This is a genomic window from Herpetosiphonaceae bacterium, from assembly GCA_036374795.1.
Lineage (GTDB): Bacteria > Chloroflexota > Chloroflexia > Chloroflexales > Kallotenuaceae > LB3-1.
Genome location: DASUTC010000279.1, coordinates 67,309 through 93,200, shown reverse-complemented (window position 1 = coordinate 93,200; position 25,892 = coordinate 67,309). Strand labels below are relative to the sequence as shown.

The following is a 25,892-nucleotide window of genomic DNA, read 5'->3' as shown; positions in this document are numbered from 1 at the left end:
CTGATCGTCTCGAAAACGGTCGAAACCTGGTTGCCGAGGATCGTCAGGATGCCGATAACGACAATAGCGATCAGAACAAGAATAAGTGCGTACTCGACGAGGCCCTGGCCTTCCTCACGGGCGAAGAAGTTGCGAAGCATGTGTGTCACCTCCCTTTGTTCGAGATTTGTATGTACCAAGTGAATGATTGCAGTATAGTCGCGCAAGCCCTGCGCAACAATCGGTCGATAGTCATCAGGCTTATGAGTACCGAGCTATGCGCTGCCTACCCCTAAAGTAAGTGGTTGTCTCAACAGGCGATCTAGTATCAAAGTCCTATCGATCGCTCGAAAGGCGCTATGGCATGACTCAGTTGGTGAAGGATGAGGGGCTTACCGTGAATAACTGTTCACGATGCAGCCGCGCACGTTGCCTATGATGTATGGCATGTACCGAATGCAGATCGACATCCGTCTCTTTTTCCGCTCATCGTGCGACGCGCTCTTGCATGGCCGCGCTCGCTGAGGTCTGCGCGTGCATGGGAGCGGCGTAGTAGGTTTGCAGGAGCGTGTTAGAATAGCCCAGGTATGACGCGATGTAGCTGTGCTGGCAACGCGGACACCAGGCTATCCTGCTATGAATTCGGTATCCCGCGATCGGCTCCAAACATTGGAGGAAGCAGCTATGCTGAAGCGAATTAATCATATCGGCATCGCCGTCCGCGATCTCGAAGCCGCGATCGCAATGTACCGCGATCGGTTTGGCGTGACGGAGTGGGAGCGGATCAGCCTGCCGGAGCGCCATATGAATGTTGCCGTGTGTCACATCGGCGATACGTTGCTGGAGTTTATTACGCCCACCTCCGAGGAGGCGGCGTTTGCGAAGTATCTCAGAGAAAAGGGCGAGGGCATCCATCATATCGCCTATGAGGTCGCCGAGGTTGAGCCAGCGCTCCGTGCTCTGGAGGATACGGGTGTGCGGCTGATCGATCAGCATGGACGGCCAGGCATCCATGATACCTGTGCTGCATTTCTGCATCCAAAATCGACGATGGGTGTGCTGATCGAACTGGTTGAGCTGCCGCAGACGCCGCATCGGTAGCCACGCTGGAGGAGAGCATGTCTAAGAGTACTGAGCGATCGACGGAGATGGAGCTTAAGCCGGTCTATCGGCCTGACGACGTGCAGGCAGCGCCGCCCGATCCCGGCCAATTTCCATTTACCCGTGGAATCTATCCAACCATGTATCGCGGGCGGCTCTGGACGATGCGCCAATATGCCGGTTTTTCGTCCGCGCGCGAGACGAACGAGCGCTTCCGCTACCTGCTGAGCCAGGGCCAGACCGGATTATCTACTGCGTTCGATCTGCCGACACAGCTCGGCCTCGACTCCGACGATCCGCGCGCCGAGGGCGAGGTCGGGAAGGTGGGCGTGGCGATCGACACCGTCGAGGATATGGCGCAGCTCTTCGACGGCATTCCGCTCGACAAAGTATCGACCTCGATGACGATCAACGCGCCCGCCGCGCTGCTGCTGCTGATGTACGAGCTTGTCGGCGAGCGCCAGGGCGTGCCTTCGACGGCGCTGACCGGCACGATCCAGAATGATATTCTCAAAGAGTACGCGGCGCGCGGCACCTATATCTTCCCGCCGCGCCCATCGATGCGGCTGGTGACGGATACCTTCGCCTACTGCCGGGATCGCATTCCGAAATGGAACACGATCAGCATCTCCGGCTATCATATTCGCGAGGCGGGCGCGACCGCCGTGCAGGAGCTAGCGTTTACACTTGCCAACGGGATCGCCTACGTGCAGGCGGCGCTGGATGCCGGGCTGGAAGTCGATGTCTTCGCTCCCAGGCTGTCGTTCTTCTTCAACGCGCACAGCAACTTTTTCGAGGAGATCGCCAAGTTCCGCGCGGCGCGGCGCATGTGGGCGACAATCATGCGCGACCGCTTCGGCGCGAAAGATGCGCGGTCGTTGCAGCTTCGCTTCCATACCCAGACCGCAGGATCGACGCTGACCTCGCAGCAGCCGCTCAACAACGTCGTGCGGACGACGCTTGAGGCGCTGGCCGCTGTGCTGGGCGGCACGCAATCGCTGCATACCAACGGCTACGACGAGGCGCTCTCGCTGCCAACCACCGAGGCCGCGACGCTGGCGCTGCGCACGCAGCAGATCATCGCCTACGAGAGCGGCGTGCCTGAGGTGGCCGATCCGCTGGGCGGCTCGTACTTTATCGAGGCGCTGACCGATGATCTGGAGGCCGAGGCAACCAAGCTGATCGCGTATATCGACGAGCTTGGCGGCGCGGTGCGGGCGATCGAAGAGGGCGCGGTTCAAGGGCAGATCGCCGACTCAGCCTGGGCCACGCAGCAGGCGATCGAGCGCAACGAGCAGATCGTCGTGGGCGTCAACAAGTTTGGCAGCACGCAGGAGTCGCGCGTTCCGGTCTTCTACCCCAACGAGGCGGTTGCCGCCGAACAGTCGGCAGCGCTGGCGCGGATTCGGGCCGAGCGCGATCAGGCGGCGGTCGATGCGGCGCTGGACGATGTGCGCCGGGCGGCGCAGGGCACCGCGAATTTGCTGCCGCCGATGCGCGAGGCGCTGCGGCACTATGCGACGCTCGGCGAGATCTGTGGTGTGCTCCGGCAGGAGTGGAGCGAATACCGGCCCGAAGTTGCGATCTAGGCGCTCTGCTCGTCGCTGAGCAGCCGCCGAGATCCGGATGGATGGCCCACCGGCTGCTAACTATGGTGTTTCATGTTTTGTGGACGATTGCCTATGTGCTGGTACGGTTACTGATCGCTATGCGTCGCTGGGTTTCGCCTGCTCTGCTGCTGCTTGCGCTCTTGATCGTGTCGCTGCTGGGCCTGTCGCTGCCAAATCTTGATCGGTTCGGCAGCTACATCATGGTTGCGGCGGCTATCGCGCTGGCTTTTGTCGCCGGTAAACGCTCCAGGCGCTAGCCGCTGCTACAAACACGTAGCGGCGGCTGCTTTTTTGAAGGAAGTACGCCTATGACACCGATTGATCTATCGCCGTATCGCGCGCAGTTTCCGGCTCTGCGCCTGTGCCAGGATGACACGCCGCTGGTCTTTTTCGATAATCCGGGCGGCACGCAGGTACCCGAGTCGGTGGCCGACGCGATGCGGCGCTATCTGCTGACATCGAATGCGAATGTTCACGGGCCGTTTCTCACCTCGCGCCGCACCGACGAGGTGCTTGCCGAGGCGCACGCGGCGATGGCCGATCTGCTCAACGCCGCCAGCCCCGACGAGATCATCTTCGGCCAAAACATGACATCGCTCACGTTCGCGATGTCGCGCTCGCTGGGCCGTGACCTTCAGCCAGGCGATGAGATCGTCGTGACGGCGCTGGACCACGATGCGAATATCGCGCCGTGGCTGGCGCTGGCCGACCGTGGCGCGCGCATCCACTGCGTCGATGTCAATCCCGCTGGCTGCACGCTGGACTACGAGCAGATGGCAAGCCTGATCTCCGAGCGCACCAGGATCGTCGCGGTCGGGCTGGCGAGCAACGCCGTCGGCACGATCAACGATGTGCGCCGGGTAGTTGAGATGGCGCGGGCGGTGGGCGCGCTGGTCTTTGTCGATGCGGTGCAGGGCGTGCCGCATCTGCCGGTGGATGTGCAAGACCTGGGCTGCGATTTTCTGGCCTGCTCCGCCTACAAGTTCTTCGGGCCGCACCAGGGCATTCTGTGGGGCAGGCGCGAGCACCTGGAGCGGCTCCATGCCTACAAGGTTCGTCCCGCGCCGAACGAGCTGCCGGGCAAGTGGGAGACGGGCACGCAGAGTCACGAGGGCCAGGCAGGAACGCTGGCAGCCGTCGAGTATCTGGCGGGGATCGGTCGCGATCATGCCGCGTGTTACCAGGCGGAGACAGCGGGCCTGAGCGGACGCCGCCGCGATCTGCGAGCCGCGATGCTGGCGATTCGCGACTACGAGCGGCAGTTGTCGCGGCATTTTCTGGAGCAGATGTCCTGTGTTCCAGACGTGTCGCTGTATGGCATCGACGATCTCGAACGAGTGGCCGAGCGCGTGCCGACGTTTGCGGTGACGCTGCCGGGCTACACGCCGCAGCAGCTCTCGGCGGCGCTGGCCGAGCGCGGCTTCGCAACCTGGGCCGGGCACTACTACGCCCTGGCGCTGGTCGAGCGGCTGGGCACGCATGAGACAGGCGGGATGCTGCGGATCGGTGCGGCGCACTACAACACGGCTGCGGAGATCGACGGTATGTTAGCGGCGCTGAGCGAGATTGCTGCTGGCACGTAGATCGTTGCGCCGGGATGCTACAGGACGCTGCCCTGGTTGCCGTTGAGGAGCAGATATTGAAGCTGGTTGATGGCGCGCTGTTGCAGGGCCTTAATCGTGGCCTCGGTGCGGCCCAGCGTCTCGGCGATCTCGCGGGTGGAGAGCCCAACGAAGAACTTGAGCGTGATCACCTGCTGCTGCTCCGGCGGCAGATGGGTGATCGCCTTGCCAACCAGATGTCGCGGATAGTCGGGCTGCGCGCCGACGAGCTGCGCGTGCCGATCGCCGCTGGCAAGGTCTTTGCCAAGCGCCGCGCTGACTTTCTCGCTGGCCGTTTCTGAGAGCTGACGCAGCACCGGCAGCAAGAGCGACGTGATCGGGCTATCGGCCTGGTAGTCCTGCTCGATCAGCGCCTCGGCCAGATACCACCCTACCGCCGCCTCGCCGACACTCTGGACATCTTTCGCCGCAAAGCGACGCCGAACCTTGAGGCAAAGCTGAAACTCCGCGACTCGCTTGAGCATGGATTCATCATGGGTGGCGTGGAAGAACTCGTGGAGGATGTCGAAGGTGCGCGCGGCCTGCTCGTAGTCGCCGCGTAGATAGTCCAGCCGCGCCCGCTCGTACTGCATGTATGCTTTCACGGATTCCGGCGCTGCATGGCCGCCTTCGGCGTGCTCGGCCATGTCGAGCGCCTGCTCGGCCTCGGTGAGGAGCGGCTGGCGCTGTGGATGGGCAGTGTTCAAAGCTTGATCGAGCAAACGTTGAGCCGCGAGATAGTGGCGGCTGGTCGGGCGATTGGACGCGGGCGGCGTGGGATAGAATGCCTCGATGCTGCGTGAGAGCGCCAGGCGCGCTTCGGGATCGTCCGTCAGGCGGTAGAGCGCCGGGCGGCCATGTCTCTCCGGCGACGAGTGGCTGTGCGGCTGCGATGTGAGCAGGCCCTCCTGCCGCATGCGCTGAAGCTCCGTCCGCACGCTTTCTGGATTCAGGCCCGTGGCGCGAATAATGTCGGCGACGGTAAACTCGCGGAGCAGCAGCGCGTGGTAGCGTACTTTGAACTTGACCTGACTCATCCCAACCCTGTGGGTCATGGGCTGCCTCTTCAAGGAGAAAATATTGCTCAGGTGAGCAAGAGCAGCATATCATCAAACTATCATCAGGTCAAGATAGTACTAAGCTGCTTAATAATGCCCGGCAGTGTGCCGAGCCTTCAAGCGCGCGCTGCAAGCGCCGCCGATCGGTCGTAAAGGCGTGCTCCAGCCGGTTGAGGAAGTGCGTCGGCCAGGTCGCCTGCTCGCTGTCGCTCGTCTGGAACGCCGCCAGCTCATAGCTGATCTGCATGAACCAGTGTCGCAGATGATCCGGCAGCCAGCTCTCGAAGTCGCGGGCAAAGCGGCATGCCCGGCGCGGGATCGGGTTGAGGCGCGGGTACAGACGATCGTAGAACACATTCGCCTGCTCAAGGTCCAGGCCAGGCTGCTCAAGGCCGCTATTCCAGGCGCGGTGCAGAAACGACGCGGCGGCGTGGAGCATCCAGCCGTCGTTGAAGCACTCGTTGCCGTGGTCCGTGGCATGAACGTGCGCGGTGTATTCGTGGAGGAACAGAAACGGATAGGCCAGGTAGAGCGCGAAGGTGTGCTCGAAGCTGAAGCGCACCAGCAGGACATCGCTCCGCTCCGTGCCGCGATCGTCGTCCCAGTAGCAGGGATAGTAGGCGGCGGGCGCGGCGCGATAGCCGAACGGCTCGGCAAGCTGCGCGAGTGGATCGTCGGCTGTAGCTGCGCCATACTCGATAAGCAGCGCGCATGTTTGCTGGCGGCGGATCTGGGTGACGGGCCAGGGCGAGGCAGCAAAGAAGCGCTGCGACAGCCAGCGTGCCTGTCGGTGGAGCCGCTCAAGCTCGGCCTGATGCTGCCAGGTGCCGATGTTGTGGTGCAGGGCGGCGATCGTATCGTCAAAGATCGCGGCGACACGTGGGCTAGAGGCGCGGAACAGGTCAACCTCGGCGCGCAGCAGCGTGCTAAACTGGTCGGCGGCGTGCTGCCGGTCGACGGCACTGGAGCGCATGAAGAAACGCTCCAGCGCTTCGTCGAAGCGTTCGAGGCAGGTATCATAATCCAGACGTGTATCGGCCTGCGTGGCAAGCCGCAGATTGTCCAGCCGGTCCAGCAGGACACGGCAGGCCAGCGTGTACACGTCGAGCTTGAAAGCGACTCGTTCCGGCAACGGCATGCTGGTGTTTCGTCTAACCTCGTCGAGTTCCAAGTTCCAAGTTTCAAGTTCCAAGTTGAGCTCAAGGCTCTCCTTGGTTCTCTGTTCTTTGTACTTCGCCCTCGGTTCTTAGTTCTTGGCTCTCGCTTTGCTCTCTCGTTCCCGTCCTGACGGCGCGCTAGTTTTTCTTGCCTGTCCTGCGCTTGCGCTTGGAGCGCTGGCGAACCTCGAAGCGTCGCCTGAGCGCGGGCAGAATAACGGCCTTGTAGGTTTCGATCGCGAGCTGTGAGACGAACGTCAGCCCCACGATGATCACCGCGTCGGTCGGAAAGGTCTTCTCGACGCCAACCTGGATCTGCTCGTCAGCCAGCAGTTGCGTCTGTCCATGCTCGCGGAGAGCGGCTTCGATAATCGACTGTATTTCGGCTTTGCCGGAGGCGATCGTATCGGGGGGAATCGGAGTCAGCTCCAGCTCGATCACATCGGAGGTTTCAAGCATAGCGATCTCTTTCTGAAAAGTAGCGAAAAAGTAGAGAAATTATAGCACTAATGTTCTGGTAAAAGCCTGGTTTATCCCTGAGAAAGATTACAGAACTGGTACAATCTGATCGAAGCTGTTGCTTTGCCCGGCGCGTGGCAGACTGTCAGGCGCTCTACAATGGATATGCTATGGCTCGATCGCACAACGAAACTGCCGATCTGCGCTGTCCCACCTGCGGACAGCCGTTCACCGCCGAGGTCTGGCTGGTCGTCGATCGGGGGGAGCGCCCCGATCTGGCTCGTCTGATCATGGACGGCGATTTGAACGTTGCCCGCTGCCCGCACTGCGGCGCGGAGGGCGGCGTCAATCATCCGCTCCTGTTTCACGACAGCGCTCGCGAGCAAGTGCTGGTCGCGCTGCCGCTGACGGTCCAGGGGCCGGATGCAGCGCGCGAGCTGGTGGGCGATCTCTTGCGGCGGCTGCTCGATGCGCTGCCGGACGATGAGCGCAGGCCGTACCTGGGCGAGATCGAGCTGGTGCCTGAGCTGGACGGGCTGCGGGCGTTCCTGATCGAGCAGGCGCTAGCGGAGGATGCCAGCGCGCAGGATCATCTGACGGCGATTGCGGTGCAAGATCTGCTGAACGTCGGCCACGAGCGCGATTTTCAGCGCGTGATCGCCGAGCATCGCGGGCTGCTGCTGACCGATCGCGCCGAGGATGCGCTCGACCAGATCTTCAAGGCCGCGCGGCGCTCCCAGGATCGCGAGCTGCAACGCCGGGCGCAGGAGGCGAAAGCCGTGCTCAGCAGCATGCGCTCGATCGTGATCCACCGGCGGTCCACGCTCAACGCGCTGCTCGACGATCTGGCTCCGCTGAGCGATGAGGAGATTGCCGTTTTGCCGCAGCTCAAACGTATGCTTGAGGCGATCGATCCCCAGGAAGTCTATGCTGCCCGTATCACGCTGACGCCGGAGCAGCAGGCAATCGTGGATCGGCTGATCGAGCGGCTGGCGGAGCGGGCGGGCCAGGAGCGCGAGATGGAAGCGCTGACGTTTCTGCGGAATCTGGCGCTGCTGCCCCAGCAGTAACGGCCTAGGGGAATAGGCGCATCGATTGATGCCGTGCGGGCGCACGGCATACCGTGAGGGCACGGCTACGCCGTGCCCCTACGATCCATAACCGCATTATGTTGTGGACATGCGGCAACATGTACTGACAACCGACCGGATGGTGCGACCATTGGTTGGCGGGCGCTGCTCGGCGCTACTTCGGCAGATCGAGATCGCTCAGCCGCACCGTCTTGCGCGAGCCGAAGCGGATCGTCTTCGCGCCCTCGGACGACAATTGCCCCGATTGCTCAAGCTTGGTCGCCTCCTGCTGCACCGTCTGCGCCAGCTCAGTCTCGCCGCTGTTGAGCAGACGTGTCACCGCGCCCTGGAGCTTCTGCGTCGCCCCGGCGATATTACCCGCCTCGACATCGTCCAGGGCGCGCGTTTGCAGCTTGAAGGCGGTCACTTTCTCCACAATGTTCATGACCTGTGGATTGACCTGCTGCGTGAGCGCCTGGTCGGTTGTCACCGTCAGGATCAGATCGATGCGCTCGCGACCGCTCTGGATGCCGAGCATGGGAATGTCGTAGCTGACCTCGATCTGGCCGATGCGGTACTGTCCTGCGGGCTTGGGATCGACCATCATCTCCAGCAGGAGCACCCGCCGCGAGTCCTTCTCCAGTTGCTCGAGCGGCACCACCACGGCCCGATCGGCCAGCGGCTTGTAGCCCAGGTTTTTGATCAGCGGCACCACCTGCCATGCGGCGCGCGGCGTCACACCGCTGACCAGCCGGATCGTCGCGTTGGCGTTCTGGAAGACCGCGCTCTGCGCCTGCTGCACCACCTGCTGAAAGTTATCCTCGATCTCCTCAGGCCGCTTAAGATGCTCGACCTCGCCGTGGCTGCGCTGCCCGATATCGGTCAGCAGCCGATCGTTCCACTCGTTGCCGATGCCAAACGCGGTGATCGGCACGCCGTTTGCGCCTGCCTCGTCGGCGAGCTTGAGGCAATCGGCCTCGTCCTTATCGGTTTCGCCGTCCGTCAGCAGCACCAGCCGCGAAAGGCCGCCCTGCGGCGCGCGCGTCAGCTCGGTCAGTCCGGCGTAGAGCGCCCGGCTGATCTTGGTACCGCCCTCGTCGCGAATACCGTCGACCAGCCGCATGATCGCGTTGCGATTGGTCGCGGGCGTGGTCGGCACGAGCACCGCCGTCTCGTGATTGAAGATCGTGAGCGAGACGGTATCGCTGTCGTTGAGCTGGTCGAGCGCCAGGCCGACAGCCTGCTTCATTGCCCGCAGCTTATTGCCGCGCATCGAGCCGCTACGATCGAGCACAAAGGCGACGTTGACCGGCATCTGGACGCTGGCCGTGACCGCTGTCGGGATGACCTCAATCAGCACATACGCTACCTGCGGCGTTTGCGTGGCGGGCATGTACGGTCGCGCCAATGTCTGACGTAGTTGAATCTCTCCAGGCATAGACGTTCCTCAGAACAAACAAAGAACAACAGAACAAGCAAACAAAGGAGTCAATGCAGGTTGTTCTTTGTTCGCTGTTCTCTAATGCTGCTCACTCGTCAATTCTTTCAGCGTCAAGCGCCGCGTCTTGTAGGTCAGCGCCTTCTGATCGGCGGCGGTCGGAGCCTGGCCCTGGTTGATCGCCTCGGCGGCGCGATTCATCGTGTCGGCCAGCTCAAGCTCGCCCAGGTCGAGCAGGCGAGTGGCCGCCGAGCGCAGCTTTTGGGTCGCTCCTGCGGTATTTCCGGCGGCGGCCTCATCCAGGGCGCGTGTTTGCAGCTTAAAGGCCGTAACACGCTCGACCAGATTCATCGCGGCGGGATCGGCCTTGACCGCGCTGGCATCGCCGGTAAGCTGAAGCAGCGCATCGCCGCGAACCCGCTGGTCGAGCCGCTGCTCCTGGGGCACATCGTAGGTGAGCTCGGCCTGCGCCACGCGGTACTCGCCCTCCGGACGCGCCGGAATCATAACCTCGGCCAGCACCGAAGCGCCGGTATCGCTCTGGATGTCGCCCAGATCGATGTTGATCTCGCGCTCGCCGATCGGCTTGTAGCCCAGATTGGCGATCATCGGCTTGACGCGATAGACCGCGCGCGGCGTGACGCCCGACGAGAGCCGAATCAGCAGGCGGGCGTTGCGGACGGTGGTATGCTGCGCGGCCTGCGCGGCTCGCTGGAAGAAGCGGCTAATATCCTGCGGATTGGCGATATAATCGGATGTGCCGCCGGTCGCCGCCGCCAGATCGTCCAGCAGCCGCTCGTTCCACTCGTCGCCGAGGCCCAGCGCGGTGATCGGCACGCCGACCTGCCCAAGCTCCTGCGCGATGGCGCGGCAGCGATCTTCGTCGCCCCAGGTCTGGCCGTCGGTCAGCAGCAGCAGGTGCGAGATCCGATCGGGCGCTAGGCTTTTGCGCAGCTCCGCCGCTCCCAGCTCAAGGCCCGTCGACATCGCGGTGCCGCCCTGGACGCGGATCGCCTCGACGCGGTGGTTGAGCGCGGCCTTGTCGGCGGCGGGCTGCGACGGCACGGCCACATCCGCAGTCTCGTCGAAGACCACGATCGAGACGATGTCGTCTGGCCGCAGCGTGGCGATCACCTCGACCATCGCCCGCTTGAGATTATCCATCTTTGCCCCGTCCATCGAGCCGGAGCGATCCAGCACCATACAAAAATTGACCGGCGCGACCGTCGTCGTCATCTGCGCCTGTGGCTGCGCGTCGATCAAGAGATAGGCCACCTGCGCCGTTCCTGCTGGCAGTGGCGTACGCGCCCAGCTTGTCACCAGTTGAACATCGTTTGGCATAGCTCCTCCGCCGTTGATGACTCCAGGTAGCGATCTGCGCGTACCGGCGAGTCATTCAAAAAATGCCCCTATGGGACGCCGAGGCCACAACGATCGTTGCTTATACCGGGCTCTCAGCCGCCTCAAAGCGTACCAGCACAGCGGTAATGTTATCCTCGCCGCCGTTCTGATTGCCCTCGCTGACCAGGTGTTGTACCGCCGCCTGCGGATCGGGCGCGGACAGAATGATCTCGGTCATCCGTGGATCGCGCACCATCTCCCACTGTCCGTCCGAGCAGCACAGGATCATGTCGCCGCTCTGCAAGCGCAGTGGAAAAAGATCCACCTGCACCTGCGGCTGCTCGCCCAACGACCGCAGGATCGCGTTGCGGTGCGGATGCGTGTATATGTCGTCCGGCTGGATCTGCCCCACATCGACGAGCCGCTGCACGAGCGAGTGATCCTTGGAGACGCGCTGCATCTGCCCGCTACGGATGAGATACGTTCGCGAATCGCCCACGTTTCCGATCACGCAGCGGTCGCCGACGACCAGCGCGAAGGTCAGCGTGGTGCCCATGTCGTTGCCACGGCGGCGGCCTTCCTGAACCACGGCCATGTTCGCCTGCTCTGACGCTCGCAGCGCAATATCGCTGAGCTGCGCGTCGGTCAGGCCCGCGCTGCTATCGGCCATTAGCTCCATCAGCGCCGACGCCGTGATGCTCGCCATGTTGTGGACGGCGAGCGAGCTGGCAACCTCACCAGCGGCGTGACCGCCCATGCCGTCGGCGACGACATACAGACCGGCGTTGATCGCGCGGCCAGCGACGTTCATCTTCCAATCGAGCGTCAGCAGCCCGTCTTCGTTGAGCTCGCGCACCATGCCTACGTGTGAGAGCGCGCCGATCTGTGTCACCATACTGCCGACGACGCGCTGGCTCTCGGCAACCGCCGTCAGCGCCACAACCCAATCGTCGCCGCTGCCCAGACCGCCCATCCTTGCCTGGGCCAGCACCTCTTGCAGCGATCGAGGGGCGCTGGTGCCGCCTTCGACGGCGGCCTGATCGAGCTTGCGGGTTGCGCGCGGCGTGCGCGTCAGATCTTCCAGCGTGTGATGGAGCTGCATCAGATCGGCCTGGCGCGCGGCGTCGTTGAGCGGACGAAGGGCCTGGATGTCGCGCAGACGGATGCGCTGCTGCGGCCCGATCAGCAGTTGCGCCAGCGAGAGATCGCCGAGGGCCAGATCGTTGCGGTGAAGATACTGGATCAACTGAGCGAGCTGAAGCGCGATCGGCAGCGCGTCCTCTTCTTCCAGTGCGGCTGGCTGGTCGGGCGCCTCGCCATAGCCAGACAGCAGCTCCGCCAGCGATTGCCAGCCCGGCACAGCCTCCTCGACGACCAGATAGCGCCGTCCATCGTGTTCAACGACGGTCAGCGGCGGCAGCAGCGCGCGAATCGGCTCTTCGGGCAGCTCCGCCGCCTGCCAGGGACCGCTATCTGCCTCGCCTTTGGTCGTATCCTCGATCAGCAACACGTCGCGCGGCAGCAGCTCTGCGCCGCAGTTCTCACAGAAGCGGCTATCGGCCTCGACCGCCTGCGCGCCGCACTGGGTACAGACATTGGCGGGCGCTTCAGCGCGATAGGTCCGGCGACCCTCGCGATCGTCGCGCAGCTCAACGATCGTGTAGCCTTCGATCGTCGTTCCGGGCTGGAGCGGTGGCGCGATCCGGTCGCCCTCCTGGCCTGGATGTTGGTCGGGATTCACAGGCTGTGTCACGAGTTCCTCCTGCAATGCTGCATCTTCGGCTGCGAGCGTCGCTGGAAGCGGCTGCGTCGAAGCCTGCGCCGACGGCTCGGCAGCATGATCGGGTGTCGGCGTCGGCTCCGATGCGCGTAGGGCAGTGCCACACTGGCGGCAAAAGCGCGATGTTGCTGCATTCTGATAGCCACAGTTGGGACACAGCATCGCCGTGTACTCCTTATCGTGTAACAAGCGGCCAGCGATACTGTAGCGTATAACAACCGCTCCGTCTAGTCGAGCGTAGCACGAAGCATCTCTGTATTTGATGCCGTTGCGCGGTATTTGTTGCAGGCCAAAACGACTGGCGCTGAACTACTGCACAAGTTGTGCCCTGTTCCAGGTTGCGAGTTCCAAGTTCCAGGTTCCGGCCCTCACCCCGCACCCAACGTGTACCCGTCCTGCCCCACGCTCCGGCAGGCTTCCGCCTTCGCGGTCTGTGGTAGAGGTAAGGGGGAGCGGCTCCTCCTGGTGCTTGGTGCTTGGTTCTTTTGTTCCCTTGCTCTTTCGTCCAGCCACGCCGCGCGTCCAGACGCAGCCGCGCAGATCGACTTAGCACCAGTCGGTACGAATCAACCTCGGCGCTATACGCGGCCTCTGGTAAGATCGAGCAGCGCGCGGTATGTGATTCCTGCCAGCATCTCGCACCTGTATAGTACGGCGTTCTCGTTTATGCGCGCAAGTGCATCGCGCGCAACTGGCCGAACTCCGCGCGGAAGGAAGCTTCGAGCGTCTGTTTCGTCTCCGCATCCAGCAGCGCCGCGCGCAGGCCGTTAAGCACAAGCCGCTCGATCGCTGCGGCGTCAAAGCCCAGCCTGCTGGCAAGCTGCATGTACTCGTTGGTCAGCGTCGTGTTGAACATCGGCGGATCGTCGCTGTTGACCGTGATGTAGACGCCCGCGTCGTAGAACTGGCGGATCGGATGCGCGGCCAGATCGGCGACCACGGCGGTGCAGACGTTGCTGGTTGGGCAGACCTCAAGCGGGATCTGACGCGCGCGCAGCTCGTCGATCAGCGCGGGATCTTCGATCGATCGAATGCCGTGGCCGATGCGCTCGGCCTTGAGTGCGCGGATCGCGCCCCACACGCTGTCGGCACCAGCGGCCTCGCCCGCGTGCGGCACCGAGTGGAGGCCGTTGGCAATGGCATAGTCGAACGCCGCCGTGAACAGCTCCGGTGGAAATCCCTGCTCCATGCCGCCCAGCCCCAGCGCGATCACGCCCTGATCGCGGCCCTCGACCGCCATCTCGGCGGTTTCCATGCCGTCGAAGCCCTTCGCGTGGAGGTTGCGCACAATGTCGACGATCCAGCGCATCTCGACGCCGTGCTTTTCTCTCGCGGCGGCGCGTCCGCGATTGACACCGGCCAGCAGCTCGCGAAACGGAATGCCCAGCCGCCCGACATGTGTCACCGGCGACCACGTGATCTCGGCGTAGCGAATGTTCTGCTCGGCCATCGTCGCGCCGAATTCCTCCGCGATCAGCGCAAAGTCGTCGGGCGTTTGTAGGCAGTTGATGATCGTGGCATACACCTGAATGAAGTGTGCGAAGTCGGTAAAACGGTAAAATTCACGAAGCTGCTCTAGCGTACGCGCCGGTAATGTGATATTGTTCCGTCGAGCTAACTTAAGCAGCGTTTTGGGACGGATCGAGCCTTCAAGGTGAACATGTAGCTCAACCTTTGGCATCGTGCGGATGAACGTTTCAAGAGACATGCATAAACTCCAACAAAACACACGATATGCGAAATAAGTCATTCTTTCAATTGCGACAGCATGGTACGGCACGACGTTCGAGCGCGGCGCTCGTGCTTCTGGTGATGATCGCCAGCGGCATCGCCTTTGCCCCGCCTCGTACGCTGGCACAATCCGGGCCTCAGCATAGCGCGATTATCACCGGCGCGGTACGAGATGCCAAAACACGCCAGGGCATCGCCAGCGCAATCGTGCATCTTGGTAGCATGATGCTGACCACTGACGCTCAGGGCAAGCTGCCACGTACGTCCGTGCCGCTCTCCGCCCCGGCGATGACGGTCGAGGTCGAAGTTATCGCACAGGGCTACCCAACCTGGCGCTATGCCGGTCTGGAGCTGTCGGCAGGCCAGGCGGTCGAGCTGCGGATCGATCTCTCCGATCAGCCGCCGCGCCAGCAGCCCAAGCCGTCCGCCGCTCGTCCCGCGCCGGTCTTTGGCGGGCCGCCGGAGTTTATCGAGGTGGGACGCACCTTCAACACGGCCTGCGTGTTTCCGCCGAATGTGCAGCGCGTCGATCGCGTGCCGTTTATCGACTATGTGCGCAACGTGCTGCCCAATGAGTGGAGCACGAGCTGGCCCGACGCCTCGCTCGACGCGGGCGCTGTGGCCGTCAGCCAGTTCGCCTGGTCGGAGGCGTTCGTCAAGCAGAAGTGGCGCTCTCAGGGCTATCCCTTCGATGTCGTGGACAGCACGTGCGATCAGGTCTATAAAGATCGCGATACGTCGAGAGATTTTACCAGAACTGATGCCGCAGTTGTGCGGATGTGGGGCACGGTGCTTACCCGCCGCAACTCGCTGATCACCACCTATTATCGGGCCAAGGATGAGCAGTGCGCAGGTCGAGCCGATTGCATGGGCCAGTGGGGCACCTACCACCTTGCCAACCGTGGCCTGTCGGGACTCCAGATCCTCTACTACTACTATCATCAGCCGTCCTCCGGCAATCTGACGATGTATGGGACCGCGCCACAGCAGCGCGGCATCGTCTTGCAGCAATCGCCGGATATTACCGTGTGGCCGGGCCGTACGCAGACCTTGCAGGTCAAGCTGCGCAATGCCGGTCGCTCTACCTGGCAGAAAGGCGCGACCCATCTGGCGATCGTGGATCCGAAGGCCGCCAAGCCCACCGAAATATCCTCGCCGTTCGTGGACGAGAGCTGGCTGAGCGCGCAGCGGCCCGCTACGCTCAGCCAAACGAAGGCGGCGGTAGGCATGGACGGCACCTGGAGCTTTACGGTGACGGCACCCAGGGGCCTTGAGCCGGGCAGGTATCAGATCGCGGTGCAGCCGGTCCAAGAGGATGGTACCTGGATTCCAACCAACACCCGCATCGTCTGGACTGTGACCGTGACGAAGCCGCTGACGCAGATGATCTGGCTGCCTGGCGTACGCTCCGCTAAGTAGCCGCCGCTATTGCAGAGACGGTACAACGAAAACGGCCTGGGTCATCCCAGGCCGTTTGCATTGGATTCGTTGCGCTACTTGGCCGCGATCTTGGGCTGTTTCTCGCGCAGCGCTCGTCCAGCGTGGATCGTCTCGCTGCGCTGCTCGCGGCTGGTCTTCCACAGCGAGGCCAGCACCGATGTCGTGATCACCGTCGCGATCACGCCCAGCGACACGACGATCGGGATCTCGATGTGGATCGCTTCGATCAGCATCTTGACGCCGACGAAGACCAGCACGATCGACAGGCCGATCTTGAGGTAGCGGAACTTGTCCATCACCCCCGCCAGCAGGAAGTAGAGCGCGCGCAGGCCAAGGATTGCGAAGACGTTCGAGGTATAGACGATGAACGGATCGGTCGTGATCGCAAAGATCGCCGGGATCGAGTCGAGCGCAAAGACCAGATCGGTGCTCTCGACCAGCAGCAGCACGACAAAGAGCGGTGTTGCCGCCAGCTTACCCAGATGCCGCACGAAGAACTGCTGTCCGTGATACTCCGGCACCACCGGCATAAAGCGCTTGAAAAGCCTGACCACTGGATTAGCTTCGGGATGCAGCTCCTCGTCCTTGTGAAAGGCCATGCGAATGCCGGTAAAGACCAGGAACGCGCCGAAGATGTAGATCACCCAGTGGAAGCGCTCGATCAGCGCCGCGCCGGTCGCGATCAGGATCGCCCGCATCACCAGCGCGCCGAAGATGCCCCAGAAGAGCACCCGGTGCTGATACATCGCCGGGACGCTAAAGTACGAGAAGACTAGCACGAAGACGAAAATGTTGTCGACGCTGAGCGATTTTTCGATGAGGTAGCCGGTGAGGAATTGCAGCCCCGCCTCAGGGCTGACGAACGCATAGACCAGCGCGTTGAAGACCAGCGCGAAGGTGATCCAGACGGCGCTCCAGATGCCTGCCTCTTTGAGCGAGACGGTGTGCGCGCTGCGGTGGAAGACTCCCAGGTCGAGCGCCAGCATGCCGAGCACAAAGATCGTGAATCCGGTCCAGAGCCAGATATTTGCCGTGTCCAACATGTGCCTAGTTCTCCAGAGCTAGGCCGTGGGGAATACATGAAAAAGCGAGCCCCCCACAGCGTATAAACGTCGTGGTGGTCTCGCCGCAGTGGCTTACTGGCTACCAACCGAGCACGTACAGTGCTGTATTGACGATCGGCAGCACCGGCATCTGCCGGTAGGCTACTCCCCAACCAGGATTAACCATACCAGCCATGCCCCAGCCTGTCAAGCGCGATCCAGGCTGTCTGCTGTGTTTGAGGCGACACGCGTATCGCTCGATCCTCGATAGAGCGTATCCGAAGCTATGCTACAATCCGAGCATGACGCGAGCGCAAGCATGCCGCTTGCGTCGCATTCACGAGATATGACGGCGAGGAGCGCGTTATGGAATCGATCGCGGCTGTGTTGCTGGCGTTGCTGCTGAATGGGTCTATTCTCGGCACGATCATTGGTGTACCATTGGCGCAAGAGCTGACTGGTGTAGAGGCATATATCGTACCGTTGCTTAAGTTTGTTCTCATCGGCGTGATGGCAGGCGGCGCGGTTGTTGTGTTCCGCGAGATGATCCCTATGGCGCGGGGCCGTACACGCACATCTGAAGCGCCGGTGGAGACTGAGGGAGAGACTCAGTAGATGCGCCGTGTGATCATGCAAATTTCCGATCTTCACCTCGGCCCGTTCTTCGACCACGAGCGAGGCGAGCTGATCGTCCGTGAGGCGCAGGAGATTAAGCCCGAGCTGCTGGTGATCGCCGGGGATCTGGTGATGCGCGCCGACTTCAAGGAGCAGTGGCTGCTGGCGCGAGAGTATATCGAGCGGATGCCGCACCCGCGCCTGATCGTCATGGGCAACCACGACGTGCCCCAGTACAACCAGATCGCGCGCTACCTGTGGCCGACAGCGCGCTACCAGAAGTACATCTCGCCGATCCTCAATCCGGTCTGGCACTGCCAGGATACCGTGGTGGTCGGCCTCAACACGGCGCGCTCGTTTACTATCCAGGGCGGCAAGCTCAGCCTGCGGCAGATCGAGTGGATGGAGTGCACGCTCAAGAGCTACCCCGACCAGCACTGCAAGATCGTGGTGATGCACCATCACGTGCTGGCTCCGCCCGGCGACCGCGAGAAGCAGGCGATCGTCAACGCCGATCTGGCTGTCGCGGCGATGGACCGCGCTGGCGCTGAGCTGGTGCTGTGCGGGCATATTCATACCTCGTTCATCGGCAATACCCTGGAGGTCGCCGCCAACCTCCAGGCGGGCACGATCATCGCGCAGAGCGGCACGGCTACCTCCACCCGTGGGCGGCGCTGGATGCGCGGCAAAAACTCGTTCAATGTGATCGAGATCGAGGAGCAGGTGATTCGCATCTCGCAGCGCATGTACCTCGGCGAGGCTAAGCGCTTCGTTCCCGTCAGCGAGCATGTCTTTCCGCGTCGATCCGCCGGAGCCTACTATCTGCCGCGTCCCGAACGTGTGCTGGAAACCAGCAAGGAGATTCCGACAGCGCGGCTCGAAACGGCGCGGGTTGTCGAATGAGCATCGATCGAGTGAGGTTTAGCCAAAGGATAGCGCCGCGATGAGTCAGGTCATGCTTGGAACGACGATCATTATGGCGGTCGGGCTGCTGGGCGCGATCCTGCCGCTGGTGCCCGGCCCGCCGATCGTCTGGCTGGGCGCGCTCTACTACGCCTGGCAGACCGGCTGGACCGAGATCGGCTGGCCGAGCCTGATCGTGCTACTGCTGCTGGCGATCGTCGGCAGCACCGCCGACCTCTGGATGGGCTACCTGGGCGCGAGCAAGGGCGGCGCGTCGATCTGGGGCACGCTTGCCAGCATCGTCGGCGGCCTGGTCGGTCTGATCGTCTTCAGCGTGCCGGGCGCGATCATCGGCTCCGTCGCCGCGATTGCGCTGGTCGAGTTCCTGCGCCACCGGGATTGGCGCAAGGTAATGCGCGCCAGCGGCGGCTTTGTCGTCGGCTGGCTGCTGGCGACAGTGGTCGAGGTCGGCATCTGCCTGCTGATGATCGGCTGGTTCGTCGCCGCGCTGTATGTGTAGCTGTCGGTGTATGTTCTGCCTCCGCACGATTCTTCGGTCCACCCATCGCCGGAGATCCATCTCCGGTCGAGATCAATCCGCTGGATACAGTAGATCTTGATCAGTCGACGACCTCTCGGAACTTATGACAAGTTTGTGATATACTGCACACAGTTTCAACGATACACAGCGAGGAACAGCCTCATGCATTGGATCTTCAACAACAGCGAGCTAAAAGATATTGCGGCCAAGGTCGAGGCGGGCGAGCGGCTGACGTTCGACGATGGGCTGCGGCTGTATGCCTCAAACGAACTCTTGCTGATCGGCAAGCTCGCCGACTACGTAAACCGCAAGCGCAACGGCGATAACGTCTATTTTGTGCAGAACCATCGCATCACGCCGACCAACGTGTGCGCCTATCACTGCAACTTCTGCTCCTTCCGGCGCAACGGCAACGAGCCCGACGCCTTTATCCGCACGGCAAAAGAGATGGTCGAGCGGGCGCATCACACCTATGCCGAGCGAACATCCGAGTTTCATATCGTCGGCGGCCTGGTGCCGGATCTTGGCGTCGAGTACTACGCCGAGATCTGCGCCGCGCTCAAGCGCGACTTTCCCACGGTTCATATCAAAGCCTTCACGGCGGTCGAGATCGACTATATGGCGCAGATCTCGAATATGACCTGGTACGACACGCTCAAGACCTTGAAAGAGGCCGGTCTGGACGCCATGCCGGGCGGCGGCGCTGAGATCTTCCACGCCGACGTGCGGCGCAAGATCTGCCCCGAAAAGGTCAGCGGCGACGGCTGGCTGGAGATCCACGGCATCGCGCATAGCTTGGGCATTCGCACCAACGCGACGATGCTCTACGGCCATGTCGAGAAAGTCGAGCACCGCGTCGACCATCTGGTGCGGCTGCGCGAGCAGCAGGATCGATCGGGCGGCTTTATTACCTATATCCCGCTGGCGTATCACCCGGAGAACAACAACCTGGGCCGCGTCAAGAAGCTGGATTGGACGACCGGCACCGAGGACCTGCGCGAGCTGGCGATCGGGCGGCTGATGCTCGATAACTTCTCGCACATCAAGAGCTACTGGATTTCGAGCACGCCGCATATCGCCCAGGTATCGCTCAACTATGGCGTGTCCGACATCGACGGCACGGTGGTTGAAGAAGATATTTACCATGCCGCCGGAGCAAAGACCGAGGAAGGGCTGACGCGCTACGATCTGACGAATCTGATCCGCGCTGCGGGCAAGACTCCAATCGAGCGCGACGCCTTGTACAATCATATCGAGGTGTACGCCTAGCCCGCTGACGACACCTGGGGCGGTTCTGAACTGACGTTGTCGTTGTCTATTAGCGAGGAGGGTAGCCAGCGGTCTGCTGTCGCTAACCCTTGCACATCTATGACATTACGACTTGGCATCATCGACTATCTCAACTGCCAGCCGATCAACTGGCGCATCGCCGAGCGGCTGCCGGGCGTTGAGTTTCTGCATGGCGTGCCGACCGCGCTCAACCAGGCGTTGCTCGACGGTCGCGTTGCGGTCGCGCCGATCTCAGCCTACGAGTACGCGCGTCACGCCGACGAGCTGCTCGTCGTTGGCGGTCTGTCGATCGCGACGCTCGGCGCGGTCAATAGCGTCAACGTCTTCTCGTGGTTTCCCGATCCGCGCGAGTGGCAGGACCAGCCGATCGCGCTGACGACGCACTCCGCCACCAGCGTCAATCTGCTGCGGGTGCTCTGCGAGCGCCACTACGCAGTGACACCCACCTGGACGGCGATGCAGCCCGATCTTGACACGATGCTGGCTCAGTGTGCGGGCGCGCTGATGATCGGCGATAAGGCGCTGATCGAGGCGACGGTGCGGCGGCACATCGGGCGGCGCGGCCTGCCCTATTTCTTCGATCTTGGCGACGAGTGGCTCAAGACAACGGGCTTGCCCTTCACGTTTGCGGTCTGGTGTGTGCGCCGCGATCGGGCGGAGGAGGTGCATGAGGCCGGGATTATTCCCGCGCTGCACGAGGCCAAGGCCGAGGGCATGCAGCATATCGACGAGATCGCACAGCAATACGCGCCGCGTCTGGGGCTTCCGGCGGGCGTCTGCGCCAAGTACCTGCGCGATCTGCGCTACGATCTGACCGAGAGCGATGTCGCCGGGCTGAAGACGTTTTTGACCTGGGCGCTGCCGGAGTTTCGCTGGGAGCAGGTGGCTTGGTTCGATGCTATCGCGCAGCTTGAGGTTCCGGCCTGAGCAGCAAGGCCCGCACCCGGTCGCTGGCGCGCCCGCCCTCTCCCATCGCCATGGGAGAGGGCGGGCGCCCTCTGGGCCCGGGTGAGGGCCTGTCGTACGCTACCCCTCTTTGGCGGTTTCCATAATCTCGTAGAGCAGCTCCAGCAGCACATTCTTGCAGCTATCGCGCTTGGTGGCGATGCAGGGCACCACCTTGACCTGCTCCGGCAGCCGCAGCGCCAGCCGCAGCTCGTCGGGCGACCACGCGGTGTCTTTGTCCTGCTTGTTGGCGGCGATGATGTACGGAGCCGGGCGCATCTCATTGAAGAACTCGACGATGCGCGTCGTCTCGCGGAACGTCTCAGGCCGCGTGCTATCCACGACGACGACCAGACCGAGCGCGCCCTCGGATAGAATTTCCCACATAAAATCGAAGCGGCGCTGACCGGGCGTGCCGAAAAGATGCAGCACAAGGTCGTTGGCGATGGTGATCCGCCCGAAGTCCATAGCAACCGTTGTTTCTTTTTTGAGCAGCCGCGTCTCATCGGTCGCTTTGCGCTCGGTGGAAACCACCTCAATCTCGCTAATCGAGCGAATAAACTCGGTCTTACCGGCATTAACTGCGCCTGAGATAACCATTTTGACGGTTTGCACGAGGAAACCTCCGACAATTGCAACAACGTATGAAAGCTGTAGTCGTCGCAAACCAAAAATAAACGCCGACGACGACGAAAAGCGAACTGTTACAGGCCGCGAATGCGGCTAATCAAACGGGCGACGAGGCTTTTTTTCGGGGGCTCGACGTATGCAGGCTCAGGCGCGGATCGGCGCGACTGGCTCGCGCCCACACGGTTTGCTTGAGTCGCAACGGGGGCTTGCGGACGTGATGCTGCCACGGGACGCTGGACTTCTACCAGGCCAGCGGTGATAAATCCAAAGACGATATGACTGACCTGATACGGCGTCAGGCCGATCTTTTCGGCGATCTCGTTGATCGAAGCGCGACCGTTGATCCGGGCAAAGATGCGCCACTCGTCGGCGGTCATATTGATGTTGGCGGCCTTCTCCTGGGGACGATCGACGAAGCGCACGATCATATCGTTGTGCGGGATGCGCTCTTTGATGCGCGACATCTCATCGACGCGGCGCACGCCCTCCATGATCAGGTTCTCGACTGGCAGCGGCACCAGCGATTGCACATCGTCGGGAGCGGGCTTTTGCCCGGCCTGAAACTTGAACTCGCCGTCACGCCAGGCGAACAGCTCATAGACCGTCTCTTCGATCTGCTGCTGGATACAGAACTGGAGATCGCGCTGCGCGATCACGCCCTGCTCCACTAGGATCTGCCCTAGCGGACGCGAGTTATTCATCTGCTGCGCCTGAAGCGCCTGCGCAAGCTGCTGCGGGCTGATCTTCCCCAGGCGGATCAGCATCTCGCCCAGCCGCTCGCGCCGCTGAGGCCGGACCACCGATAGCAACTTGCCTTTGTCGAAGTACAGATGCGCGGCGTCATCTGTAGAAGGCCGATTCAGCATTAAGCTGCCGGTTTTATAACCCCGATCGACGAGATACAAAAAGTCGTGGAGTGCAAAATCGCGCAGATTTCCAACCAGCGGCATCGGCGGTCCTCCCTACACAGGATGAAGATCCGGGCTTGCTCAAGCAGTTGCGGGTATCGGCTGCCCGTCTATGGACGCGGCCTCGACGACAATGCCGTCGGCGGCCAGAACACGGTTCAGCGCTAAGATCGCCACTTCCAGCATCGAGTCGTCGGGCTCTTCGGTCGTTAGGCGCTGCATTGCCAGCGACGGCGCGACCAGTGTCCGTACCCAGGCTTTATGATAATTGCGTGCAGATAATCGCAGCAGCTCGTAGCCAATCCCGGCGATGATCGGCACGAAGACGATCCGTGACAGGAGCCGCAGCACGAACGGCAGATTGCCTAGAAAGGCGAAGATAATGATGCTGATCAGCAAGACGACCAGCAGAAAGCTCGTGCCACAGCGTGGATGAATCAGTGTAAATGGCCGAACACCTGCGACGGTGAGCGGCGCTCCCGCCTCGTAGGCATTGACGGCTTTGTGCTCAGCGCCGTGATAGGCAAAGACTCGGCGAATATCGCGCGAGCGGCGCACGAGCAGCAGATAGCCGACGAAGATCGCGAGCCGCAAGATGCCCTCAAGGCTTTCTCGCGCCAGAATGCCCCAGTCGAGCACCTGGGCGATAAACGTCGCCAGCAGCAGCGGCGCGACAAAAAACAGCGCAATCGACAGGCTTAGCGAGATCGCGACCAGCACCATCATCTGCTGTCTGGTGATCTGCTCCTCTGCCTCGCCCGTTGAGGCGTTGGCCGAGAACGAGAGCGCCCACATGCCGATCAGCAGCGCGTCGCCTAGCATCTGGATGCCCCGCAGCAGAGGAATCCTGGCCCATGTGGTCCGTCGCTGGGCGTTAAGCTCGCGATCTTGAAAAACGATCGTTCCGTCAGGCGCGCGCACCGCCACGGTTGCCTGGTGCAGGCCGCGCATCATGACGCCTTCCATGACTGCCTGGCCGCCATATGGAAATTGTGTTGGTCGCATATGCATATAAAGCGACGACAGCGGACTGCTGTCGTCGCCCCTCTACCTCAACAACTCGGCAGCCTTATAAGCATACCGAAATCTAACATACTGGCCGTCTTACGAACATAGCAGGCCCGTACGGACCGCCGCTAGTACCTCTGGCTTATTCCGGTTCGTAACCAGTGGTCTTGTTGCGCCTCGCCAGCGCGACCGCCGCCGTCCGAACGCCCGTCGCGATGCTCGACAGCTTGATCAGCGGCGCGACCACGCCTTCCGCGACATATGCCGTCGTGTTCTTGGTTGCGGCTGCCGTGTCCTTGACCTGATCGAGCGTCTGGCTAACCTTCGGCACAACAGTATTGCTGGCAAGATCCCGAATGGCGAGCACTGCATAGATCAGGATGGCGAGCAAGGCGATCAGCAGCAGAACCGAGAAGACCTCGAAGATCGCGAGGATGACGACTGAAACATACGCAGCCGTCTGCCATGCGTCGTAGATCGAGATCAACACTATCAGCCCAACAATGAGCAGGACGGATACAATACCGCCGACGATTAGCCATTTTCTCAAAGCGCATCCTCCTGAAGCGATCCAGCCGATACTGATGCCCTAAACCTGAGGCGATTATAGCATAGTTCGCTTAATGCATCCTCAAGACACGGGAAAATCCCAGGTTGTGCCTCGGCCCTGGAACCAAGGATACGTGGGAGCCACTCCCCAGAGCTCCGGCCTGAAATTGCGCTCAAGCGCGTCGTATCGCAGCAATGCCTGAGAGCAAGAGCCACGCCACGACTGTTGCTTCGGGGATCGCGATGCCGCCGGGTGCCGGGAACTGCTTGAAGATCTGAATGCCGGTAGCCCAGGTGACAAGGCAGCCGACCGTGCCGCCGATCAGGAAGAGCGGCAGGTGCAGCCAGTGTCGACCCCACAGGATATGCGCGAGCGAGCCGTAGATCAGGCCCAGCAGCGCCGCGATATACACGCCGGGCGCGACGCCGCTCATGGTGCCAGCTCCGGCACCGGCTGCTCGACGGTGATCCGTCCGCCGCCAAGCACGACATCGCCGTCGTAGATCACGACCGCCTGGCCGGGCGTGACAGCGCGCTGCGGCTCGTCGAAGCGGATCAGCAGCCGTCCTGGCTCGATTGGATCTGCGGTCGCGGCGGCAGCCTGCGCGTGCGCCCGGATCTGCGCCTGGCAGCGGAACGCGGCGTCCGGCCAGCGCCCCGAAACAAACGAGAAGCCCTCCGCGACCAACTCGGTGCGCTCCAGCTCGTCCTTCGAGCCGACGATCAGCATATTGCGCGCCGAGTCAAGCTCAAGCACATACAGCGGCTCGCGGCTGGTCAGGCCCAGGCCCTTACGCTGTCCGACGGTGTAGAGCGGCAGCCCGTTATGCTGGCCCAGCACCGTGCCCCGCCGATCGACGATCGGGCCGGACTTGAGCGCTGCGGGCCGCTCCTCGCGCATGAAGCGATGGTAGTCGTTGTCGGGGATGAAGCAAATATCCATGCTTTCGGGCTTGTGCGCCGTCGCCAGCTTGCGCTCTGCGGCCATCGCGCGCACCTGCGCCTTGGTGAAGCCGCCGAGCGGGAAGATCAGCCGCGCCAGCTCGTCCTGCTGAAGCATGTAGAGCACGTAGCTCTGATCCTTGCGCAGCTCGACCGCGCGCTGCATCCGAAAGACAATGCCGGGCGTCGCAAGCTGTGCATCGAGCGTCGCGGGCATTACCGCCTGCCACGCGCTGCCGTCGCCGCTCCACTCGGTCTGCACATAGTGGCCGGTCGCCAGGTAGTCGAAGCCGAGCACCTGGGCGCGCTCCAGCAGGTAGCGGAACTTGAGATCGCGGTTGCATGCCAGGCACGGATTCGGCGTCGCGCCCGTGGTGTACTCGTTGATAAAATAGTCGATGACGTGCCGGCGGAACTCGCGCTGGTAGTTCCACACATAGTAGGGAATGTCAAGCTGGCCGCAGACGCGCCGCGCGCCGCCGGTCATCTCCAGCGAGCAGCACTGCGACTCCATCAGCCGCTCGTCGTCGCCCTCCCAGAGATGCATCGTCACGCCCGTCACGTCGTGACCGGCCTCCTGAAGCAGCGCCGCCGTCAGCGAGCTATCCACACCTCCGCTCATCGCCACTAATACTTTTGCCATAGCTCTTACCAGGTATTCAAACGGCGCTTGCCTGCCGCCGCGCCGTGCATATCTCGTCTTTCTAGTTGCTTGTATTCTACCAGCTATGGCTACACCATGTCACCCTGACC

The 25,892-nt window shown here is 62.3% G+C and carries 25 protein-coding genes; 11 read left to right on the top strand and 14 right to left on the bottom strand.

All coding sequences use genetic code 11. The features are described from left to right. Window positions 1–663 precede the first annotated feature (663 nt). The 4 genes from mce to VFZ66_21900 all read left to right on the top strand — a co-directional run bounded on the left by mce (window position 664) and on the right by VFZ66_21900 (window position 4,273). On the top strand, window positions 664–1,080 hold the full coding sequence (gene mce / locus VFZ66_21915; protein ID HEX6291857.1) for a methylmalonyl-CoA epimerase: 417 nt from the start codon (window positions 664–666) through the stop codon (window positions 1,078–1,080). A gap of 17 nt (window positions 1,081–1,097) precedes the next feature. Continuing rightward, window positions 1,098–2,669 (top strand): methylmalonyl-CoA mutase family protein, encoded by a 1,572-nt coding sequence (locus VFZ66_21910; GenBank protein HEX6291856.1) that lies wholly within the window; start codon window positions 1,098–1,100, stop codon window positions 2,667–2,669. Between the two features lie 95 nt (window positions 2,670–2,764). Next, the gene (locus VFZ66_21905) at window positions 2,765–2,947 is read left to right on the top strand and encodes a hypothetical protein (protein ID HEX6291855.1); all 183 of its coding nucleotides are present in this window, start codon (window positions 2,765–2,767) and stop codon (window positions 2,945–2,947) included. A gap of 51 nt (window positions 2,948–2,998) precedes the next feature. Continuing rightward, complete coding sequence (locus VFZ66_21900) at window positions 2,999–4,273, top strand: cysteine desulfurase-like protein (GenBank protein HEX6291854.1); 1,275 nt, start codon at window positions 2,999–3,001, stop codon at window positions 4,271–4,273. A 17-nt stretch (window positions 4,274–4,290) separates the two neighbouring features. Here VFZ66_21900 and VFZ66_21895 read toward each other — a convergent pair whose 3' ends face one another. From VFZ66_21895 to VFZ66_21885, 3 genes are all read right to left on the bottom strand, one after another. Next, window positions 4,291–5,346 carry a sigma-70 family RNA polymerase sigma factor gene (locus VFZ66_21895; protein HEX6291853.1) on the bottom strand — a complete coding sequence of 352 codons (1,056 nt, stop codon included), beginning with the start codon at window positions 5,344–5,346 and terminating at the stop codon, window positions 4,291–4,293. A 70-nt stretch (window positions 5,347–5,416) separates the two neighbouring features. Continuing rightward, on the bottom strand, window positions 5,417–6,487 hold the full coding sequence (locus VFZ66_21890; protein HEX6291852.1) for a hypothetical protein: 1,071 nt from the start codon (window positions 6,485–6,487) through the stop codon (window positions 5,417–5,419). 157 nt (window positions 6,488–6,644) lie between these two features. Then, on the bottom strand, window positions 6,645–6,965 hold the full coding sequence (locus tag VFZ66_21885) for a hypothetical protein (GenBank protein HEX6291851.1): 321 nt from the start codon (window positions 6,963–6,965) through the stop codon (window positions 6,645–6,647). 170 nt (window positions 6,966–7,135) lie between these two features. Between VFZ66_21885 and VFZ66_21880 the strand changes: the two genes are divergently transcribed. Continuing rightward, window positions 7,136–8,035: a CpXC domain-containing protein gene (locus VFZ66_21880; protein HEX6291850.1), complete on the top strand. Its 900-nt coding sequence runs from the start codon at window positions 7,136–7,138 to the stop codon at window positions 8,033–8,035. Between the two features lie 175 nt (window positions 8,036–8,210). On the opposite strand, the gene VFZ66_21875 is transcribed toward VFZ66_21880, so the two are convergent. The 4 genes from VFZ66_21875 to add form a co-directional block, all read right to left on the bottom strand. After that, window positions 8,211–9,473 (bottom strand): VWA domain-containing protein, encoded by a 1,263-nt coding sequence (locus tag VFZ66_21875; GenBank protein HEX6291849.1) that lies wholly within the window; start codon window positions 9,471–9,473, stop codon window positions 8,211–8,213. 81 nt (window positions 9,474–9,554) lie between these two features. After that, complete coding sequence (locus VFZ66_21870) at window positions 9,555–10,814, bottom strand: VWA domain-containing protein (GenBank protein ID HEX6291848.1); 1,260 nt, start codon at window positions 10,812–10,814, stop codon at window positions 9,555–9,557. Between the two features lie 100 nt (window positions 10,815–10,914). Beyond that, window positions 10,915–12,756: a protein phosphatase 2C domain-containing protein gene (locus VFZ66_21865; protein HEX6291847.1), complete on the bottom strand. Its 1,842-nt coding sequence runs from the start codon at window positions 12,754–12,756 to the stop codon at window positions 10,915–10,917. A 502-nt stretch (window positions 12,757–13,258) separates the two neighbouring features. Then, the gene (gene add / locus VFZ66_21860) at window positions 13,259–14,302 is read right to left on the bottom strand and encodes an adenosine deaminase (GenBank protein ID HEX6291846.1); all 1,044 of its coding nucleotides are present in this window, start codon (window positions 14,300–14,302) and stop codon (window positions 13,259–13,261) included. 26 nt (window positions 14,303–14,328) lie between these two features. Between add and VFZ66_21855 the strand changes: the two genes are divergently transcribed. Continuing rightward, window positions 14,329–15,744, top strand: coding sequence for a SpoIID/LytB domain-containing protein (locus tag VFZ66_21855; protein HEX6291845.1), 1,416 nt, complete (start codon window positions 14,329–14,331; stop codon window positions 15,742–15,744). A 74-nt stretch (window positions 15,745–15,818) separates the two neighbouring features. Here the strand turns inward: VFZ66_21855 and VFZ66_21850 are convergent, their stop codons facing one another. Then, on the bottom strand, window positions 15,819–16,808 hold the full coding sequence (locus VFZ66_21850; GenBank protein ID HEX6291844.1) for a TerC family protein: 990 nt from the start codon (window positions 16,806–16,808) through the stop codon (window positions 15,819–15,821). A gap of 366 nt (window positions 16,809–17,174) precedes the next feature. Between VFZ66_21850 and VFZ66_21845 the strand changes: the two genes are divergently transcribed. The 5 genes from VFZ66_21845 (at window position 17,175) to VFZ66_21825 (ending at window position 21,084) form a co-directional block, all read left to right on the top strand. Next, window positions 17,175–17,423 carry a hypothetical protein gene (locus VFZ66_21845; protein ID HEX6291843.1) on the top strand — a complete coding sequence of 83 codons (249 nt, stop codon included), beginning with the start codon at window positions 17,175–17,177 and terminating at the stop codon, window positions 17,421–17,423. Continuing rightward, entirely contained in the window at window positions 17,424–18,326 is a 903-nt protein-coding gene (locus VFZ66_21840) for a metallophosphoesterase (GenBank protein ID HEX6291842.1), read from the top strand. It abuts the gene before it with no gap. Window positions 18,327–18,366: 40 nt separating this feature from the next. Next, window positions 18,367–18,846 carry a DUF456 domain-containing protein gene (locus VFZ66_21835; GenBank protein HEX6291841.1) on the top strand — a complete coding sequence of 160 codons (480 nt, stop codon included), beginning with the start codon at window positions 18,367–18,369 and terminating at the stop codon, window positions 18,844–18,846. A gap of 183 nt (window positions 18,847–19,029) precedes the next feature. Beyond that, window positions 19,030–20,136, top strand: a complete 1,107-nt coding sequence (gene mqnE / locus VFZ66_21830) for an aminofutalosine synthase MqnE (GenBank protein ID HEX6291840.1) — start codon at window positions 19,030–19,032, stop codon at window positions 20,134–20,136. A 99-nt stretch (window positions 20,137–20,235) separates the two neighbouring features. After that, a complete protein-coding gene (locus tag VFZ66_21825; GenBank protein HEX6291839.1) occupies window positions 20,236–21,084 on the top strand; it encodes a menaquinone biosynthesis protein in 849 nt (282 codons plus the stop codon). Between the two features lie 99 nt (window positions 21,085–21,183). On the opposite strand, the gene VFZ66_21820 is transcribed toward VFZ66_21825, so the two are convergent. The 6 genes from VFZ66_21820 to mnmA all read right to left on the bottom strand — a co-directional run bounded on the left by VFZ66_21820 (window position 21,184) and on the right by mnmA (window position 25,782). Continuing rightward, window positions 21,184–21,717 (bottom strand): ATP/GTP-binding protein, encoded by a 534-nt coding sequence (locus VFZ66_21820; protein HEX6291838.1) that lies wholly within the window; start codon window positions 21,715–21,717, stop codon window positions 21,184–21,186. Between the two features lie 89 nt (window positions 21,718–21,806). Next, on the bottom strand, window positions 21,807–22,682 hold the full coding sequence (locus tag VFZ66_21815; GenBank protein HEX6291837.1) for a DUF4388 domain-containing protein: 876 nt from the start codon (window positions 22,680–22,682) through the stop codon (window positions 21,807–21,809). A 39-nt stretch (window positions 22,683–22,721) separates the two neighbouring features. After that, window positions 22,722–23,594 (bottom strand): DUF1385 domain-containing protein, encoded by an 873-nt coding sequence (locus VFZ66_21810; GenBank protein HEX6291836.1) that lies wholly within the window; start codon window positions 23,592–23,594, stop codon window positions 22,722–22,724. 196 nt (window positions 23,595–23,790) lie between these two features. Beyond that, window positions 23,791–24,198, bottom strand: coding sequence for a hypothetical protein (locus tag VFZ66_21805; protein HEX6291835.1), 408 nt, complete (start codon window positions 24,196–24,198; stop codon window positions 23,791–23,793). Window positions 24,199–24,370: 172 nt separating this feature from the next. Beyond that, on the bottom strand, window positions 24,371–24,631 hold the full coding sequence (locus VFZ66_21800; protein ID HEX6291834.1) for a hypothetical protein: 261 nt from the start codon (window positions 24,629–24,631) through the stop codon (window positions 24,371–24,373). After that, entirely contained in the window at window positions 24,628–25,782 is a 1,155-nt protein-coding gene (gene mnmA, locus VFZ66_21795) for a tRNA 2-thiouridine(34) synthase MnmA (protein HEX6291833.1), read from the bottom strand. Before mnmA ends, VFZ66_21800 begins: the two co-directional genes overlap by 4 nt. Window positions 25,783–25,892: the final 110 nt, after the last annotated feature.